This is a genomic window from Anaerobacillus sp. MEB173 (assembly GCF_052119505.1).
In the GTDB taxonomy this organism is placed as follows: Bacteria; Bacillota; Bacilli; order Bacillales; family JBJMAU01; genus JBJMAU01.
In genome coordinates this window covers 1-18554 of sequence record NZ_JBJMAU010000013.1, presented here as the reverse complement: position 1 = coordinate 18554, position 18554 = coordinate 1, and the positions used below count along the sequence as shown (strand labels likewise).

The following is an 18554-nucleotide window of genomic DNA, read 5'->3' as shown; positions in this document are numbered from 1 at the left end:
CTTTCAAAACTAATGCTCTGAATTACTCATAAATCGTTACACTTTCATCAATACTTGGCTTAGTCTGAACAAAGTTAACCCACGTCTTACCCGGCAGAAAGCCAATTTCTTCCCCGTTTAATACAGGCAGAATTCTTCCATCCTTATTCTCCCACTCAACTGGCTTCGCAGTACCGTGTTGAATAAGATAAGCTTTTCCACCAGACTGTAAATTAACTTCGCGTCGGCCTACATCATCAATCACACGATGTGCCGCTTCAACAATTAAAAGATTCTTCACTGTTACAGGAGAGTCAGTTTCAGCATCTATCGTCTGTTCTCCCCCATTAAAACGAAAATAGCTTTTCGTTTCTGGATCATATTCATAGCTTACATTGTTAATCTCACTGCCATAGTTGATATCAACCTTGTTTGCTACAATATCACTAGCCTCAAATTCCTCTTCATCGATAAACAGCAATGGGAATAGCTCTTTATCCATGGAAAAATGCGCATGATTTGCCGCATCTAGTATACTATCATAACTTGTATATAAGTTATGTGGGGCTTTCCGTTCTTTGGATCGGTAAAAGTATTTTCCATCGTAAGTCAGTCCGCTAATGTGATCCACTTGGCCTCGTTGAATCATTGCAAAAGCACCTGGACTTCCACCCGCTGATACATACAATCCATTGTATCCATTATTTAAATGAATATAGTAATCCCTTGCACTGCGTACTGGACCGATAATTTCAGGCTTTTCACTATGGAAAAATGCTAACAATCGTGTAATCGTTCCTTCAGACAATACCTCATAAACAAGATCGGCTTGGTCAATTCCTGATTGTGGTCTTGCTGATCTAGAATTTTCAATCATCACTCCTAATGGACGATAATCAATATTTTCATTCGTACCTAATCCAGTTAACGGTGCAACAAACTCAAATTCTTCATCCTCGGAATCAATCGGACCCTCAATTTCAACTTCTTCTACGATATCTTCATCAATATTCGTTACATCCTGATCACTTTTACAAGCTGTAGCGAAGAGCATTAGCAATAGAATAATTAATACTGTGACTGAAGTGCGATTCATACTATTCCTACCTTCTATTTAGAGTTGTAAGATTACAATTTACTTTTATAGTTTAACGCATAATCGAAGGAAAGAGTACTGTTTTCTTCTTTACATCATAGATTCCTCGTTGGGTAATACGGATATAAGGCAAATGTGTTGAAGAAAAGAATAATAAGCTATAAATCGGATCTTCATGCTTATATCCTCGTTCACGCAAGCACTCAACTAAATTCATTTGTTGCTTAATTAATTTTGGCATTGGCTTTGTCGACATACCACCAATTAATTCAAGGTCAATTTGTGCAACAACTTCACCATTTTCAACAAGAACCATACCGCCATTTAATTTCTTTAACTGTTCAAATGCCACTTTCATATCTTCTTTATCTTTACCAATAATGACAATATCACCGGTATTGGAATACGAACTTGCAAAACCTGAAACACGATTTGCAAACCCTTTTAGAACAGTATTAATGATCCATTTCCCATTTTTATCGATCATAACGAAAAAGCTTTCATCATGATCAGCAGCAATTGTTTCTTGCGTAACGTCAATAGCAATACGATATGGTTTCAGTATGACAGCATTAATCATTTCAATTCCCATTGGCATTGAGAAATGTAAATCGTCATCTGTAAGGTCCCAATCAATTGAAAGAGCATCGATCCCAAATTCATTCCAAGGGAATGAGTTCACAGGATAACGATCTTCACCTTCATATCGAACCCACTGTCCTTTAGCGAGAACTGAAACAGGAACCGGATTATGTTTGTCTTCTAAAAAGTTTATATGAGCAATGCGCCCTGGCGCAATCATGCCTAATTTATGGTCAAGATGATAGTGTCTTGCTGCATTATAAGAAGCAATGTTATAGGCAATGATAGGGTCAATTCCTTCCTCTATTGCTATACTGAGCATCTTATCTATGACCCCTTGCTCATAAAAGGCAGGTGTCGAACCATCAGTGGTAAACAATACCCGAGAAAAGTCATCAACGCCTAGTTCCTGCATTTCCTTTAACATCCTCTTTAGATCTGGACGGATTGAAGAGTAACGTAATGATGTCGTATAGCCAAGGTTTAAACGCATCAATGCTTCCTCACCAGTCATTGCTTCATGATCGGCATTTACACCTAATAAAGCCATCTTCGTAAGTGTCTTTTCAGAAGCGCCTGGAAAATGGCCTTCAATCGGCTTTCTTAGCCTTCTTGTTTCCTGCATCCAGTGCAAAATGGTATCATCGCCATTTAAAACTTTTGGCCACGACGTTAACTCTCCACCTTGTACAACTAAGTGGTGCTCAAGCCAACCGTGTATTTTTGAGTTAGAGAACAGACTTTCTTCGTTTTCAAGTTCCGTCTGCGCATCATAACGACACCACCAATACATAGAGGTTGGCAAGTTATCAAGCTCTTCAATTAGTGAAAACGCTTTCTTTTTATCTAAGTGTAAAAGAAACATCATATTGTCATTTATTAGCGTTGTCGTCCCTCTGACCGTTGCATATTCAGCAAATGTATGGGGATTATATAACTGAAAAGGATGGGCATGTGGTTCAATGTAGCCCGGTACAAGATGGTAATTGCGACAATCAACTACTTGTGTATTTGTCATTTTTTCAGGTAAGTCATTACCAACGTAAACTATGCGGTTATCGAAAATCCATATATTTGCACGAAGCCATTTACTTCTAACACTATTTAAGTAAGTTGCATCTTTTAAAACAATGGTTGGGGCAATTTCACCGCGTATAACTCCTAGTTGCTGACGAAGATGTCTTTTCGTCCAACGATGGATTTTTTCTGCCATACGTATCACCCGTTTCTTTATAATGTAAAAACTATATAATATCGTACCATATTTTTATCATTTAACCCAATAAAGTTTGTCATAACATTTTACAACAATATGAACTTCAAAAGGAGAGATAGTTAATATGAAACAAAATGTTGGTCTTATTAACGCTATAATCCGAATCACTGCCGGATTCACTGTGTTAGCCTGGGCAACATCAAAGCTTGTCCGTCGTCCTTATCGCAGTACACCTCTTTTGGCAGCTATGTTAGGTGCTTTATCTGTAGCTGAAGGAATTACACGGTATTGCCCGCTCACTGATTTATTTGAAGATAAAATTGGTAACATAAGAGTAGATACAGCTGAGCAAAATGAACTTAAATTATACGAGACAATTAATCCATCATAGTCTCAAACTGTAAACTGTCTATATTTTACCATTTTTTCGAGTAACTATATAGAAAAACTTATTAAAACAACCTTATAAGATCCATTGATCTTATAAGGTTGTTAATTAGGAGTTGATAAAATTGTTAATGGAATTATTAACGGATACTCTTTTTGTTTATGTCCTTTTAATAGGAAGTATCATCGCAATCGCAGCAGTTTGGTTTAAGAAGAGGAAGAGCAGTGCAAGATAGCTCTTTTTCCAATGTCTGTTCGATAAAACAAATGATCACATTTAATTTTCGGAATTTCCTTATACACACTGTCTTGTGCAGTTTTCAAATCATCAGCTAAACAAGCAACTAATAACACACGTCCACCATTCGTCACTAGTTGATCACCTTCTAATTTTGACCCAGCATGGAAAAGTAAAGTTTCGTTATTCAGATCGTTGTATCCAGTGATTACCTTTCCTTTTTCATATGAACCAGGGTATCCTTTAGAAGCTAAAACAACACCAAGCACAGCTTTATCAGACCAAGTAAGAATTGGCGTTTCATCATTCAATAAACTCATGATAACTTGAACAAGATCATTTTCTAAGCGGGGTAATACGACCTGTGTTTCCGGATCACCAAAGCGAGCATTAAATTCAATCACTTTTGGACCATCTGTCGTCATCATTAAACCCGCATACAAAATTCCTGTGAAGGAACGGCCTTCTTTTACAAGCCCTTTTGCCATTGGAAGTAAAATTTGATCGACTGCTATTTGCACATCTGCTTCATTGAACTGTGGAACAGGTGAATATGCGCCCATCCCACCAGTATTTGGTCCAGTGTCGCCATCAAAAGCACGTTTGTGATCTTGAGCACCAACCATTGGTAATACTGTTTCACCATTTACAAAAGCCATCAAAGATAACTCTTCACCTTCTAAATATTCTTCGATAACAACCTTTGCACTAGCATCACCAAATTGATTACCTTCAAGCATATTGTGTAAACTTGAGATTGCTTCCTCTTTTGTCATCGCCACGACAACACCTTTACCAGCAGCTAAACCATCTGCTTTTACAACAATTGGTGCTCCCATTTTTTCAACATAAGCTTTCGCTTCGTCAAATGAAGTAAACGTTTCTGAATAGCCTGTTGGGATGTTATACTTTTTCATCATTTCTTTAGCAAATGTTTTACTTCCTTCGATTAATGCCGCATCTTTTGATGGTCCAAATACTTTTAGTCCTGCAGCTTGAAACTCATTCACAACACCATTTAATAAAGGAACTTCTGGCCCAACAATCGTCAAATCGATTCCTTCGTTTTTAGCGAATGTTACTAACCCGTCATGATCACTTTCTGATAGATTTACAACCGTAGCCACATCTTTCATGCCGTCATTACCAGGAGCTACAAAAACCTTTTCAATCAAGCTGCTTTGTCCTACCTTCCAAGCAATCGTATGCTCACGCCCACCACTGCCGATAATAAGAACCTTCATAGAAAAAACCTCCAAAAGCGAATTTAGAATTTATAATTTATAATGTATAATTTATAATTAAAACCTTCGTCAGAGATTTCTCCGAAGACCATTAAATAACTTCCCCGAAAAACCCCCAAATAATTCTAAATTCTAAATTAATGTTTAAAATGTCTTACACCAGTGAATACCATGGCGATTCCTAGCTCGTCTGCTTTTGCGATCGATTCATCGTCGCGAATTGATCCTCCTGGTTGGATGATAGCTGTAATTCCTGCTTTACCTGCTTCTTCTACTGTATCATTCATTGGGAAGAACGCGTCAGATCCCATTACGCCGCCATTTGCTTTATCTCCGGCCTGTTCAATCGCTATTTTCGCTGAACCAACACGATTCATCTGTCCTGCTCCAACACCAATTGTCATTCCATCCTTAACTAATACGATAGCATTAGATTTTACATGTTTAACAACTTTCCAAGCCATTTTTAATGCATCCCACTCAGCTTCTGTCGGTTCACGCTTAGTAGGGATTGAGATCGTAGCATCTTCTAGCGAATAACTGTCTTCCTCTTGTACAAGTGCCCCACCATGAATTGATGTAATTCTCTTCTCTACTTTTGCTGGTTCATTAAAGTCTAATGTAAGAAGACGCAGGTTCTTCTTCTCTGTCAGTACAGCTAATGCCTCTTGGCTAAATGAAGGAGCAATGATAATTTCTAAGAAAATTTCTTTCATTTTCAGAGCTGTTTCTTTATCAATTTCTCGGTTAGTCGCTATAATCCCACCGAAAATTGAAACAGGGTCTGCCGCGTATGCTTTGTCGTAAGCTGCTTCAATCGTTTCACCAGCTCCAACCCCACAAGGGTTCATATGTTTAATGGCAACAACAGCTGGCTCCGTAAATTCTTTGACAATAGAAAGTGCCGCATCTGCATCATTGATATTATTATAAGAAAGTTCTTTTCCATGTAGTTGTTTCGCTCGAGCAATCGAACTTGCTGCTCCAAGTGGCTTTTGATAAAAGACTGCCTTCTGGTGCGGGTTTTCACCGTAACGTAAGTCTTGTTTCTTTTCATACGTTACTGTGTATGATTCAGGGCTTTCTTCTCCCACTTGGTTTGTTAAATATTCCGCAATCACTGCATCATAAGCCGCTGTGTGACGGAAAACTTTTGCTGCAAATTTGCGACGGCTTTCAACACTCACTTGTCCTTGTTCTTCAAGCTCGTTAAGAACAGTTTCATAGTCAGCAGGATCAACAACTACAGTTACTGAGCTATGATTTTTTGCTGCTGAACGGAGCATACTTGGTCCACCGATATCAATATTTTCAATAGCATCTGCAAAATCCACATCAGGCTTAGCAATTGTCGCTTGAAATGGATACAGGTTAACAACGACTAAATCAATCGGCTTAATATCATGATCAGCAATTTGTTTCATATGATCTTCACTTTCTCTCATGGCAAGTAATCCACCATGAATGTTAGGGTGAAGAGTTTTTACACGACCATCTAAAATTTCAGGGAAACCAGTCACTTCAGAAATTCCTGTTACTTTAATTCCGGCATCTTGTAACGCCTTACTCGTCCCGCCTGTTGAAATAACTTCAACACCTAACCCCACTAACTTTTCTACAAAAGGAATGATTCCTTCTTTATTCGATACACTCACTAATGCACGTTTAATTGTCATGAATTAATTAACTCCCTTCGCTTCTTGCACTTTATCCAATACTGCAGCAAGTGTTTTTGGATAAAGTACATGTTCAACTGCTTGGATTTTTTTCCTTACGTCATCTAATGTATCCTTTTCATCTATATACACGGCCTCTTGAGCAATAATTGGTCCGGTATCCATCCCTTCATCAACATAATGGATGGTAACTCCTGTTATTTTCACTTTTGCATCAAACGCTTGTCCAATCGCATCCTTACCAGGAAAAGCAGGAAGGAGGGAAGGGTGAATATTAAGAATCCTTCCTTCGAATGCTGAAAGTAATGTTTCACCAATGAGACGCATGTATCCAGCGAGTACAATATACTCGACATCATTATCTTTTAACTTGCTTAAAATCTCGGTTTCAAAATCCTGCTTATTCGTATACTCTTTCGGATGAAAGACAAAAGTTGGTATCCCATGTTTCTCGGCACGTTCAATCGCTTTGGCATTCGCTTTATCTGCTACAAGTAATCTAATTTCTACATGTAATTCGTTTGCTTCAACCGCATCAATGATTGCTTGGAAATTTGTCCCGCTGCCTGATGCAAACACTGCGATGTTTTTCATTACTCCAGGCCTCCTATTGCCACACCTTCTCCTTCTCTGACTCGACCAATGATATAGGCTTTTTCCCCTGCTGCTTCAAGACGGTTAACAACTGGAATAACTTCATCATTGGAAACGACTAATGCCATGCCAATTCCCATATTAAACGTTGAGAACAAGTCCTTCTTCGCCAATTGGCCTTTTTCCTCAAGAAGAGCAAAAATTGGTGGAACAGGCCATGATCCAAAATCAATGTCAGCTCCAACACCACTCGGAAGCATACGAGGAATATTCTCATAAAAGCCTCCGCCAGTAACATGGGAAATCCCTTTTACTTGATGATGCTGTAACACCTCTAAGATCGGTTTCACATAAATTCTAGTTGGCTTAAGCAGTTCCTCACCTAAAGAGTTCTTTAACTGGCCATATGTTTCTTGAAGATTTAATTGATTCTGTTCAAGAAGAATTTTTCTTACCAAAGAGAATCCATTACTGTGTAGTCCATTTGATGTTAATCCGATAATAACATCCCCAGCTTCAATATCTTTTCCAGTAATCAGCTTCGATTTCTCAGCAATTCCGACGGCAAAGCCAGCTAAGTCATACTCTTCTTCAGAATACATCCCAGGCATTTCTGCTGTTTCTCCGCCAATTAATGAACACCCTGATTGCTCACAACCATCGGCAACACCTTTAACAATCGCTTCAATACGTTCTGGTTCTGATTTACCGCAAGCAATATAATCAAGGAAATAGAGCGGCTCTGCTCCTTGAACAACAATATCATTGACACACATGGCAACAGCATCAATTCCAATTGTATCGTGTTTATCCATCATAAAAGCGAGCATTAATTTTGTCCCAACGCCATCCGTACCAGACACTAATACAGGCTCTTTATAATTTAATTGTGATAAGTCAAACATCCCGCCAAATCCGCCTAATCCACCTAATACTTCAGGTCGGATCGTTTTTGCAACATGCTTTTTCATTCGATTAACCGCTTCATAACCAGCTTCAATGTCTACGCCTGCTTGTTTATATGCCTCTGACATATTCTCAACAACCTCCATTTATATGTTTATAAAAAGAATATAAGTCCAGTAGAGGAAGTAGGTAGGTACAATCGCACCTACCTATCAACCAAGTCTATGAATTTACTTTTTCACATTTTGATACAGTATCTGGGTAAATTTCGGTAGGATATTGACCTGTAAAACAAGCTAGACATTGGCCATTATTAGGCAAATCAGTTCCTCTGCCAATCCCTTTCATCAAACCTTCTACACTTAAAAATGATAACGTATCAGCACCAATTTCTTGGCGAATTTCTTCAATTGATAGACTAGCAGCAATAAGTTCCTCTGTCGAAGAAGTATCGATGCCATAGAAACAAGGATTTGTAATTGGCGGTGAGCTTATTCTTACGTGCACTTCCGTTGCCCCGGCTTCACGCAACAACCGAACAATACGACGGCTCGTCGTTCCACGTACAATCGAATCATCAATCATGACAACACGCTTTCCTTCAACAACACCTCGAACAGCCGAAAGCTTCATTTTCACACCTTGTTCTCGTAATTGCTGTGAAGGTTGAATGAATGTTCGACCTACATAACGATTTTTAATGAGACCTAACTCATAAGAAATTCCTGCCTGCTCGGCATATCCGATTGCTGCTGAGATACTTGAATCTGGAACTCCTGTTACAACATCAGCTTCAACTGGAAATTCAATCGCTAATTCGCGCCCAAGGTTTTTCCTAGCTTTATGAATATTAACATGGTCGACATTACTATCCGGACGAGCAAAATAAACATACTCCATACTGCAAATTGAACGCGTGGCAGGTGTGGAGAATCGTTCTGAACGAAGGCCGTCATCATTAATAATAACAAGTTCACCAGGGTATACTTCACGCTCATATGTTGCCCCAACAACATCAAAGGCACATGTTTCAGATGCGACAACATAAGCATCACCTAAGCGACCAATTGATAAAGGACGCAATCCATTTGGATCAAGGGCAACCATTAGTTGGTTTTCCGTCAAAATCACAAATGCATATGCTCCTTTAATCATTGTTAATGCATTCTTCACCTTTTCTTCTAAACTGATATACGAACTACGTTTAATAAGGTGAGCTAAAACTTCTGTATCAGAAGTCGTTTGAAAAATACTGCCTTGAGACTCTAGTTGATGTTTAACGGCATTTGCATTCGTTAAATTCCCATTATGGGCAAGAGCTAAATCACTTGTTTGCGAACGGAATAACAAAGGCTGACAATTAACTAGGCCGCCACCCCCTGCTGTCGTATAGCGAACGTGTCCGATTGCTCCTTTCCCATGAAGCGTATTTAACTCACCTTTTCCAAAGACCTCAGTGACTAACCCTAGCCCTTTATGAATATTCAGGTTTTCCCCGTCTGTTACAACGATACCAGCGCCTTCTTGACCACGGTGTTGAAGACTGTGCAGTCCATAATACGTTATTTGTGCAGCATCTTGGTGTCCCCATACAGCAAAAACTCCACACTCTTCATTTAAGCCTTTGATTTCACCAAACATGGAATAGCTCCTTTCCAAGCCTCCTGTATTTCTTCGATATTCGCTTCTAATACGATTTGGCCATTTTCGTGGGCAATTGTTAATCCTGGAGTTGCTGTTACCTCGCCGATTAACGTTGCCTCTACTAATTGTTCAAATCGGGCTTGATTCTCTTTTTTCACTGACACTACGAATCGAGATTGTGACTCTGCAAATAAATCTGTTACAACTTCACCATCAATTGTGATGTTTGCTCCAACATTACCATCCATAATTGACTCAGCCATTGCAACACTTAAGCCACCTTCAGAAATATCGTGTGCAGACTGAACAACTCCTGCGCGAATTGCCGTAAGCAATTGCTTTTGACGACGTAACTCAACATCTAAATCAATTGCTGGGGCTTTTCCTGAGTATTCACCTTTGACAAGCTTCTGTAGCTCACTTCCACCAAATTCAGCCTTTGTTTCTCCGATTAAATAAATAAGATCTCCAGCATCTTTAAACGATTGAGTTGTTATATGATCAATATCATCAATTAAACCAACCATACCAATGACTGGTGTTGGGAACACAGCTACTCCATTTGTTTCATTATATAATGATACATTACCACCGATTACAGGAGTATTAAGCGTACGACACGCCTCACTCATTCCATCTGTTGATTTTTCAAGTTGCCAGAAGATTTCTGGTTTTTCTGGATTACCGTAGTTTAAACAATCAGTAACACCTAATGGCTCTCCACCTGAGCAAACAATATTTCTTGCTGCTTCAGCAATGGCAATTTTACCGCCCACTTCTGGGTCAAGATATAAATAACGAGAATTACAATCAGTTGTCATTGCTAATGCTTTTCTCGTACCACGAACTCGCACTACCGCAGCATCAGAACCTGGGGCAACAGCTGTACTCGTTCTTACCATATAATCATATTGATCATATACCCATTCTTTGCTTGCAATTGTTGGTTGCGCCAATAATTTTAATAACGTATCTTTTACATCACTCACTGGAGGAATAAAGTTATCCTGCTGTTGGAATTCGCTATAATACGCTGGTTCTTTTGATGGCTTATGATAAACTGGTGCATCTTCGGCTAACGCATCAACTGGAATCTCAGCTGCAATTTCACCTTTATGATATAAGCGAAGGATTTTATCATCGGTTACTTTACCAACGACTTTTGATAATAAACCCCAACGATCAAAGATTTCTTTTATCTCATCTTCACGGCCTTTTTTAACAACAATTAGCATACGCTCTTGGGATTCAGATAACATCATTTCATACGGAGTCATTCCAGCTTCCCGTTGTGGAACCTCATCTAAATTCATTTCAATACCTGAACCAGCTTTACTTGCCATTTCCGCTGATGAAGACGTTAAACCTGCTGCTCCCATATCTTGAATTCCAACTAGAGCATCTGATTGAATCAACTCTAAACAAGCTTCTAATAATAGCTTCTCCATAAACGGGTCACCAACTTGGACAGCTGAACGCTTTGCATCTGACTCTTCACTTAACTCTTCTGATGCAAATGATGCACCGTGAATCCCGTCTCGTCCTGTTGTAGCCCCAACATACATGACAGAGTTTCCAACACCTTTTGCTTGACCTTTTTGAATATCTTTATGATCAATTAAACCGACACACATCGCATTGACAAGAGGGTTTCCTTCATAACAATCTTCAAATTGAACCTCTCCACCAACAGTCGGAATTCCGATACAGTTTCCATATCCGGCAATACCAGCGACAACCTCTTCAAATAAATACCTTACTTTCGGTGATGTTAATTCACCAAAACGAAGTGAGTTTAATATCGCAATTGGACGTGCACCCATTGAAAAGACGTCACGTATAATACCACCTACACCTGTTGCAGCACCTTGATACGGTTCAATCGCTGATGGATGATTGTGGCTCTCGATCTTAAATACTACTGCTTGGTCATCACCAATATCGATAATTCCGGCACCTTCACCAGGTCCTTGTAATACCTTTTCACCATCAACAGGAAACTTCTTAAGTAGAACTTTCGAATTCTTGTAGCTGCAATGTTCTGACCACATTACTGAAAAAATCCCAGTTTCTGTATAATTTGGTAGGCGACCCAGAATCTTTTCTACCATTGCAAATTCTTCATCTGTTAGACCGAATTGGCTGTATATTCTTTGTTCTTTAATCATTTCTGGGGTAGGTTCACGGTGTAAGGACATGGGATTCCCTCCAATTTTGTAAAATCGATTTAAACATTTTTAGTCCGTCTGCACTGCCTAAGAGTTCATCAACAGCCCGCTCAGGGTGAGGCATCATTCCTAGTACATTACCTTTTTCATTAATTATTCCAGCAATATCGTCCAGTGAGCCGTTTGGATTGTTTTCATAGCGATAGACGATTTGATTGTTTTCTTTTAATTTCGCATGTGTTTCCTCATCGCAATAATAGTTACCTTCTCCATGAGCAACTGGAATTGAGATAACTTCACCTTTTCCATACGCTGTTGAAAACATCGTTTCATTGTTTTCTACAACTAAATTGACTGGACGGCAAATAAATTTCAAACTCTCATTTCTCTTCATTGCACCTGGTAATAGACCTGCTTCTAAGAGTACTTGGAATCCATTACATACTCCTAAGATCGGCTTACCTGCTTCTGCTGCCTTTTGAACAGATTCCATTACTTTTGAAAAGCGAGCAATCGCTCCTGAGCGAAGGTAATCTCCATAAGAGAATCCGCCTGGTAACAAGATAGCATCAAAGCGTTCTAAGTCTGTTTCGTTATGCCAAACATATTCTACTTCTTCGCCTAGTTCATCCTTAATAGCATGATACATATCTAAATCACAGTTTGAGCCTGGAAATACGATCACTGCAAATCTCATGAAGGGATAACCTCCTCAACTTCATAGCTATAGTCCTCAATAACAGTATTCGCTAATAATTTTTCACATAATTCTTTAATTCTTTCATTAATATCAAAGTCGCCTTTTTCAAGTGTTAACTCCATATATTTACCGATTCGAACGTCATTTACTTCATTGTATGTTAACGCGTGTAGTGAGTTTTTCACTGCATTCCCTTGTGGATCTAATACACTTTCCTTTAATGTAACGAATACCTTTACTTTGTACATGTTGATGAGCCTCCCAGTCTAGTTAAAATTTCTTGATATCCTTCTTGGATATTTCCAATATTACGTCTGAACAGATCTTTATCAAATTTCTCATTCGTATCTTTATCCCATAGGCGACAAGTATCCGGAGAGATTTCATCAGCTAACAGGATCTCACCATCGTCAGTTATTCCAAATTCTAATTTAAAGTCCACTAACCGAACATTTATTGAGTTAAATTTGTCAATTAACACTTCATTAACTTTTAACCCTGCAGTTTTTAATTCTTCCAGTTGATCAGGTGTTGCAATTCCAAGTACCCTAATATGATCAGTTGTAACTAACGGATCTCCTAGATCGTCATCTTTATAATAAAACTCTACAATTGGTTCTTCTAATTGGGTACCTTCTTCCATTCCCAAACGTTTAGAAAGACTGCCAGCAATAACATTCCGGACGACTACCTCTAACGGAATAATCGTTACTTTCTTTACTAATTGTTCTGTTTCGCTGATTTTATTAATAAAGTGGTTTTTGATGCCAGCTTCCGTCATCGTTTCAAACATGAGGGATGTGATTTCATTATTTAAACGTGCTTTACCTGCGATCGTATCTTTCTTCTCGCCATTAAATGCCGTTGCACTGTCCTTATACTCGATCCATAAGACATTGGTATCATCCGTTGTATAGATTTTCTTTGCTTTACCTTCGTACAATAACTCTTGTTTTTCCACGGGAAGCCCCTCCAATTGCAGAATATTGAAACTCTTTTATTTGCAAGGGAGCCTAGCCCCCCTGTAACTTTTTATTTTTTATACTAATTGAAGTCTCTCAAAAATCGTATCCACATGTTTTAAATGATGATTATAATCGAAACAATCATCAATTTCTTCTTTCGTTAACATTTCAGTAATACGCGGTTCTGCATCAACCAATTCACGGAATTGAACACCTTTTTCCCAAGCTTCCATTGCTTTTGGTTGAACAAGATCATATGCATCTTCACGAACCATGCCTTTGTCAATCAGTGAAAGAAGAACTCGTTGAGAATAAATTAAACCGTACGTTCTTGTCATATTACGTTTCATGTTTTCAGGGAACACAGTTAAATTCTTTACGATATTTCCAAAGCGATTCAGCATATAATTTAGCGCAATCGTTGCATCTGGAATAATAATTCTTTCAGCTGATGAGTGTGAAATATCTCGCTCATGCCAAAGCGGTACATTCTCATACGCTGTTAACATATGGCCGCGAATCACTCTAGCTAATCCAGTCATATTCTCAGAACCAATTGGGTTACGTTTATGAGGCATTGCAGATGATCCTTTTTGACCTTTGGCAAAAAACTCTTCAACCTCACGAGTTTCACTTTTTTGTAAGCCGCGGATCTCAACTGCAAATTTTTCAATTGATGTTGCTACTAACGCTAATGCTGACATATACTCAGCATGACGATCACGTTGCAATGTTTGTGTTGAGATTGGTGCTGCATTTAACCCTAGCTTTTCACAAACAAACTTTTCTACAAATGGGTCAATATTTGCATAAGTTCCTACCGCACCTGAAATCTTCCCATAACGAACACCTTCTGCAGCATGCTTGAAACGCTCTAAATTACGTTTCATTTCTTCATACCATAGTGCCAGCTTTAAACCGAATGTTGTTGGCTCTGCATGAACTCCATGTGTACGTCCCATCATCACAGTGTATTTATGCTCAATAGCTTTATTCTTAAGAATTTCAATAAAATTAGTTATATCTTTTTCTAAAATTTCATTTGCTTGTTTCATTAAATATGAAAGAGCAGTATCGACTACATCTGTAGACGTCAGACCGTAATGAACCCATTTACGTTCTTCTCCTAATGTTTCAGATACAGCTCGTGTAAATGCTACGACATCATGACGAGTCTCTTCTTCTATCGCATGGATTCTGGCAACATCGAATGATGCATTCTCACGAATTTTTTGGACATCTTCTTTAGGAATTTCTCCTAATTCAGCCCACGCTTCACATGCAACAATTTCAACTTCTAACCATGCATTAAAGCGATTTTCCTCTGTCCAAATAGCTCCCATTTCTGGGCGTGTATAACGATTGATCATTTTGGTTCCTCCGGTTCTATAGTGTTAGCTTTTATTGTATCCTATTAATTACCAAATATTTAAGGAATCTACTCTTTCAAGGGCTTCTTCTACTGTATTTGCTAAGATCGTAACATGTCCCATTTTTCTGCCAATTTTCGCTTCGTCCTTGCCATACAAATGTAAGTTCACATCAGAATACTCACTGATTTTCTCAATAACTTTTTGGAGATGCTCTCCTAAAATATTCACCATTACAGTAGCTGGTTTAACTAAATCAGTCTTTCCGAGCGGCCAATCACAAACGGCACGAATATGTTGGGCAAATTGCGACGTTTCACAAGCATCGATGGTATAATGACCTGAGTTGTGTGGTCTTGGTGCTAATTCATTCACATAGACATCCCCATCAATGGTAACAAACATTTCGACCGCTAATGTACCCACCATATCAAATGATTGTGCTAGATGAATCGCCATCTCTTCCGCCTTTTGCCTGACAGCACCTGAAATTCTTGCAGGAACAATACTTTGATGTAAAATATTGTTTCGGTGAACATTTTCGGCAATTGGAAATGTTTTTATCTCACCTGATACGCTGCGGGACACAATCACTGAAATTTCTAATGCGAAAGAAATCCACTTTTCTATAATTAATTTCCCTTTATTTTTTAAAGTTTCAAATGCTTTATCAATATCACTTTCAATTCGAATCACATACTGACCTTTTCCATCATAACCACCGCGACATGTTTTTAACACAGTCGGTAACCCAAGGTCTTCGATTGCTTCATGTAAATCTTCTTTTGTTTCGATGATCCGAAAAGGGGCAACTGTCACGCCAAATGACTCAATTGCTTTCTTTTCTTGTTCTCTATCTTGAGTTGTGGCCAATAATTGACTCCCTTGTGGCAAATATAAATTTGCTTCCAGCCACTTTGCCGTTTCTCGATCTATATTCTCAAATTCATACGTAAGCACATCACAAACATCAGCAAGTTGTTTTGCACCATCAAGGTCTTCATACTCAGCAATTACTTCTATATCAGCTACCTGCCCGCACGGAGATCCTTCTTTCGGTTCAAGAACTGCAATTCCATATCCCATTTCTCTAGCAGCCAAAGCCATCATTCTACCGAGTTGACCACCACCGAGAATTCCAATTGTACTTCCAGGATTAATCACTTTCTTACTCATAGTTTGTCACTACTCTCAAGTACTTTATTTGTTATCTCTTCTCGTCTCTTCTCAATAGCCTCCGCAATATCAGGAAACTGCGTTCCTAACATTTGTGCTGCTAATAATCCAGCGTTAGCCGCCCCCGCTTTTCCAATAGCAACTGTTGCTACCGGAACTCCGGCAGGCATTTGTACAATCGATAAAAGGGAATCCATACCATTTAGTGCTTTTGATTGAACTGGAACACCAATTACCGGTACTATTGTTTTAGCAGCTACCATCCCTGGTAAGTGAGCTGCTCCTCCCGCTCCGGCTATGATGACTTTAATCCCTCTTGCTTTTGCACCTTCTGCATATTCAAACATAAGATCTGGTGTACGATGTGCAGATACGACCTTCTTCTCATAAGGAATCTTTAGCTCTTCTAATATTTCACAAGCATGACTCATTGTATCCCAGTCGGACGTACTCCCCATTATAACGCCTACTAATGGTTCCATTAGTTAATTTCCTCCTATATGTTTTTAGCTTCCACTGAAGATTTTAGCATATTTTGTAGAAAAACCCATTTTTATTTCGTTACAATCTATCTAAATTCTATAAAAAAGTGTAGGCGCCTTGCTAAGCCGCGACAAGCACTGGAGGGCCGACAATAAGTGTCCCTATTTTTGGACACGTTTTGACGGACCGAAGTGATCTCGAGCGGCTAGGTGCCGGAACTAGATATAAAAAAAGTCAAGTGTCGTCGCTTTTTTCTCCTCAAAATAGAGAGAAAGCAAACGCACACTTGACTAATACCGTGCATATTAAATGCTCTGACAACTGTTAAAATAGAGCATTCATGCTTTCCCTCATAGTCTAATGATTTACGGTCATTAGGTAGAAACTTATGGGCCATATTCCCAAGATTATATGAGGTATGCTTAATTTCACATTCATCTTAACAGTTTTTTAGAATCATTGTCAACAAAAATCGAACATTAAATATTATCCAAAAACGATTGTTCGGGTTTTACATCATTCGACCTTCAAAGACAATTTTTTGACTGCAATGTTCAATTTCAACTTTTCCATTCTTTTTAACTTCTTTAAAAACGGGCTCTTCCATACGCCTTACAGGCGTATATCCTTCATGCTCAATGCGTTTCAAACAGTCTGAAATTGATTCACCTTCTTGCACTTCAAAACGTTTCTTTTTTGGTTTTTTTTCCATAATAATATCCTCCGTCAAGCAAACAAATTCAACTTAAGTTTATCATAGCCAATCAAATCATTATTATATTTCATTTATGTATTTTTAGTATTTTGCCTGTGACAATTTCTTTTAGATAGTAAATAAAGGGATTTTTTAGTGAAAAATTGGCTGCTTATAAATTGCCACAGGTTAAATTTATATTATTATCTATTTATTCGTCATCTAAATTTTTAACACTGACCTTCTTTTTTACTTGATTTGGGCGAATTAATCGGTGTAAATGTATCATTAACATTCCACGCTGGTATGATGCGTCGACTTTATCCTCTCGCACCGGATAAGGCAATTCAAGTGTTCTTTTAACTGAACCCTGAGGTATTTCCTCTTGAATTAGACGAAATCCATTATAATCTAAATGAACGTTCCCTCTTACCTCAATCGTCCTTTGATAGACATAAATATCGACGTCTTCAATCTTTAACCCTGGAATTGCAAATACACACAGAACTTCATTTCCAGATTCGTATACATTTACTTTAAAAGCATTGGTTTCAAATCCTAAATTTTCAAAACTTGAAAAAAAATCATCCCCTAGAAAACCTGGCAATAACTTCTTCCAATTATCAGGAAAATTATTATTCACCTTGCTCCCTCCCCATAACCTTTATAACTATTCATATGATTTTTTAATTTGTATGTGCCAGTACTTTATCAGTCAACTAACGTGAAAAGACTGACTTTGAACAAGCCAGTCTTCTCACCATTTTCAGTGTTTTTTATTTTAAATTTTTATATAACCGATTTCTTACTAACCTCTACTTAATATCCAAAGCCAGTAGTTCCTGCACCGTACCGAGTACCTACCCAAGATGCACCAATGATTATTAATAAAATAAACAGAACAACAAGTAAAGCAAAGCCTCCCCCTGTTGTATAACCAGCTCCTGTTCCTGCAACTTCACTCATTCTAAAACCTCTCCTTTAACGTGTAGTAATCTTGGACTTCACAATAGTAACATATGCAATACGTTTATCTCTGTGTGGGCTACAGTTAACTTTCGTTATAATAGGCTTTTTTCAGTTAATAAAAAAACACACCCAATATGGGTGTGTTTGCTTTTGCCTGGCAACGTCCTACTCTTACAGGGGGAAACCCCCAACTACCATCGACGCTGAAGAGCTTAACTGTCGTGTTCGGCATGGGAACGAGTGTGACCTCTTCGCTATCGCCACCAGACTTCGTAATTAATAATTAATAATTGATAATTAATAATTGTTATGGGCTTCTCAATGAAGCTTTCAAAACAACTTTTAACCAAGGAAAATTCATTCCCTCAAAACTAGATAACATAGATTAAGCACTTAAGAAGTTATTCACTTCGAAGTTATTACTTTCACCAATTATTAATTATACATTATAAATTATTAATTGGTTT

The 18554-nt window shown here is 38.3% G+C and carries 19 protein-coding genes, 1 rRNA gene and 1 riboswitch; of the genes, 2 read left to right on the top strand and 18 right to left on the bottom strand.

The features are described from left to right. Positions 1-22: 22 nt before the first annotated feature. A complete protein-coding gene (locus ACJ2A9_RS18440; protein WP_441423155.1) occupies positions 23-1075 on the bottom strand; it encodes a DUF3048 domain-containing protein in 1053 nt (350 codons plus the stop codon). Between the two features lie 52 nt (positions 1076-1127). After that, positions 1128-2870, bottom strand: a complete 1743-nt coding sequence (locus ACJ2A9_RS18435) for an adenine deaminase C-terminal domain-containing protein (RefSeq protein WP_441423154.1) — start codon at positions 2868-2870, stop codon at positions 1128-1130. Positions 2871-2997: 127 nt separating this feature from the next. Here ACJ2A9_RS18435 and ACJ2A9_RS18430 point away from each other — a divergent pair, with 127 nt between their 5' ends. Together ACJ2A9_RS18430 and ACJ2A9_RS18425 are read left to right on the top strand one after the other, a co-directional pair. Next, positions 2998-3264: a YgaP family membrane protein gene (locus ACJ2A9_RS18430; protein ID WP_441423153.1), complete on the top strand. Its 267-nt coding sequence runs from the start codon at positions 2998-3000 to the stop codon at positions 3262-3264. A 127-nt stretch (positions 3265-3391) separates the two neighbouring features. Continuing rightward, on the top strand, positions 3392-3496 hold the full coding sequence (locus ACJ2A9_RS18425; RefSeq protein WP_441423195.1) for an EYxxD motif small membrane protein: 105 nt from the start codon (positions 3392-3394) through the stop codon (positions 3494-3496). On the opposite strand, the gene purD is transcribed toward ACJ2A9_RS18425, so the two are convergent. The 16 genes from purD to rrf all read right to left on the bottom strand — a co-directional run bounded on the left by purD (position 3468) and on the right by rrf (position 18355). After that, the gene (gene purD / locus ACJ2A9_RS18420; protein WP_441423152.1) at positions 3468-4742 is read right to left on the bottom strand and encodes a phosphoribosylamine--glycine ligase; all 1275 of its coding nucleotides are present in this window, start codon (positions 4740-4742) and stop codon (positions 3468-3470) included. The two genes, ACJ2A9_RS18425 and purD, sit on opposite strands and share 29 nt — an antisense overlap. A 137-nt stretch (positions 4743-4879) precedes the next feature. Then, on the bottom strand, positions 4880-6418 hold the full coding sequence (gene purH, locus ACJ2A9_RS18415) for a bifunctional phosphoribosylaminoimidazolecarboxamide formyltransferase/IMP cyclohydrolase (protein ID WP_441423151.1): 1539 nt from the start codon (positions 6416-6418) through the stop codon (positions 4880-4882). 3 nt (positions 6419-6421) lie between these two features. Next, the gene (gene purN, locus ACJ2A9_RS18410; protein WP_441423150.1) at positions 6422-7012 is read right to left on the bottom strand and encodes a phosphoribosylglycinamide formyltransferase; all 591 of its coding nucleotides are present in this window, start codon (positions 7010-7012) and stop codon (positions 6422-6424) included. Further along, entirely contained in the window at positions 7012-8046 is a 1035-nt protein-coding gene (gene purM / locus ACJ2A9_RS18405) for a phosphoribosylformylglycinamidine cyclo-ligase (protein WP_441423149.1), read from the bottom strand. Before purM ends, purN begins: the two co-directional genes overlap by 1 nt. A 94-nt stretch (positions 8047-8140) precedes the next feature. Continuing rightward, a complete protein-coding gene (gene purF, locus ACJ2A9_RS18400) occupies positions 8141-9559 on the bottom strand; it encodes an amidophosphoribosyltransferase (RefSeq protein ID WP_441423148.1) in 1419 nt (472 codons plus the stop codon). Beyond that, positions 9535-11760: a phosphoribosylformylglycinamidine synthase subunit PurL gene (purL, locus tag ACJ2A9_RS18395; RefSeq protein WP_441423147.1), complete on the bottom strand. Its 2226-nt coding sequence runs from the start codon at positions 11758-11760 to the stop codon at positions 9535-9537. The genes purF and purL overlap by 25 nt, the downstream gene beginning before the upstream one ends. Then, on the bottom strand, positions 11744-12427 hold the full coding sequence (purQ, locus tag ACJ2A9_RS18390; protein WP_441423146.1) for a phosphoribosylformylglycinamidine synthase subunit PurQ: 684 nt from the start codon (positions 12425-12427) through the stop codon (positions 11744-11746). The genes purL and purQ overlap by 17 nt, the downstream gene beginning before the upstream one ends. After that, positions 12424-12678: a phosphoribosylformylglycinamidine synthase subunit PurS gene (gene purS, locus ACJ2A9_RS18385; RefSeq protein ID WP_441423145.1), complete on the bottom strand. Its 255-nt coding sequence runs from the start codon at positions 12676-12678 to the stop codon at positions 12424-12426. Before purS ends, purQ begins: the two co-directional genes overlap by 4 nt. Continuing rightward, positions 12666-13391, bottom strand: a complete 726-nt coding sequence (gene purC / locus ACJ2A9_RS18380) for a phosphoribosylaminoimidazolesuccinocarboxamide synthase (protein WP_441423144.1) — start codon at positions 13389-13391, stop codon at positions 12666-12668. Before purC ends, purS begins: the two co-directional genes overlap by 13 nt. Positions 13392-13469: 78 nt before the next feature. Then, on the bottom strand, positions 13470-14765 hold the full coding sequence (purB, locus tag ACJ2A9_RS18375; protein WP_441423143.1) for an adenylosuccinate lyase: 1296 nt from the start codon (positions 14763-14765) through the stop codon (positions 13470-13472). A 48-nt stretch (positions 14766-14813) separates the two neighbouring features. After that, positions 14814-15941: a 5-(carboxyamino)imidazole ribonucleotide synthase gene (gene purK / locus ACJ2A9_RS18370; protein ID WP_441423142.1), complete on the bottom strand. Its 1128-nt coding sequence runs from the start codon at positions 15939-15941 to the stop codon at positions 14814-14816. Further along, positions 15938-16423 (bottom strand): 5-(carboxyamino)imidazole ribonucleotide mutase, encoded by a 486-nt coding sequence (gene purE / locus ACJ2A9_RS18365; RefSeq protein WP_441423141.1) that lies wholly within the window; start codon positions 16421-16423, stop codon positions 15938-15940. Before purE ends, purK begins: the two co-directional genes overlap by 4 nt. 334 nt (positions 16424-16757) lie before the next feature. Then, a riboswitch (purine riboswitch) is annotated at positions 16758-16859 on the bottom strand. Between the two features lie 76 nt (positions 16860-16935). Continuing rightward, positions 16936-17136, bottom strand: a complete 201-nt coding sequence (locus tag ACJ2A9_RS18360) for an NETI motif-containing protein (RefSeq protein ID WP_441423140.1) — start codon at positions 17134-17136, stop codon at positions 16936-16938. 193 nt (positions 17137-17329) lie between these two features. Next, a complete protein-coding gene (locus ACJ2A9_RS18355; protein ID WP_441423139.1) occupies positions 17330-17761 on the bottom strand; it encodes an Hsp20/alpha crystallin family protein in 432 nt (143 codons plus the stop codon). A gap of 176 nt (positions 17762-17937) precedes the next feature. Beyond that, positions 17938-18084 carry a YjcZ family sporulation protein gene (locus ACJ2A9_RS18350; protein WP_441423138.1) on the bottom strand — a complete coding sequence of 49 codons (147 nt, stop codon included), beginning with the start codon at positions 18082-18084 and terminating at the stop codon, positions 17938-17940. Positions 18085-18239: 155 nt separating this feature from the next. Beyond that, positions 18240-18355: ribosomal RNA gene (gene rrf / locus ACJ2A9_RS18345) — 5S ribosomal RNA — on the bottom strand. Between the last annotated feature and the right edge of the window lie 199 nt (positions 18356-18554).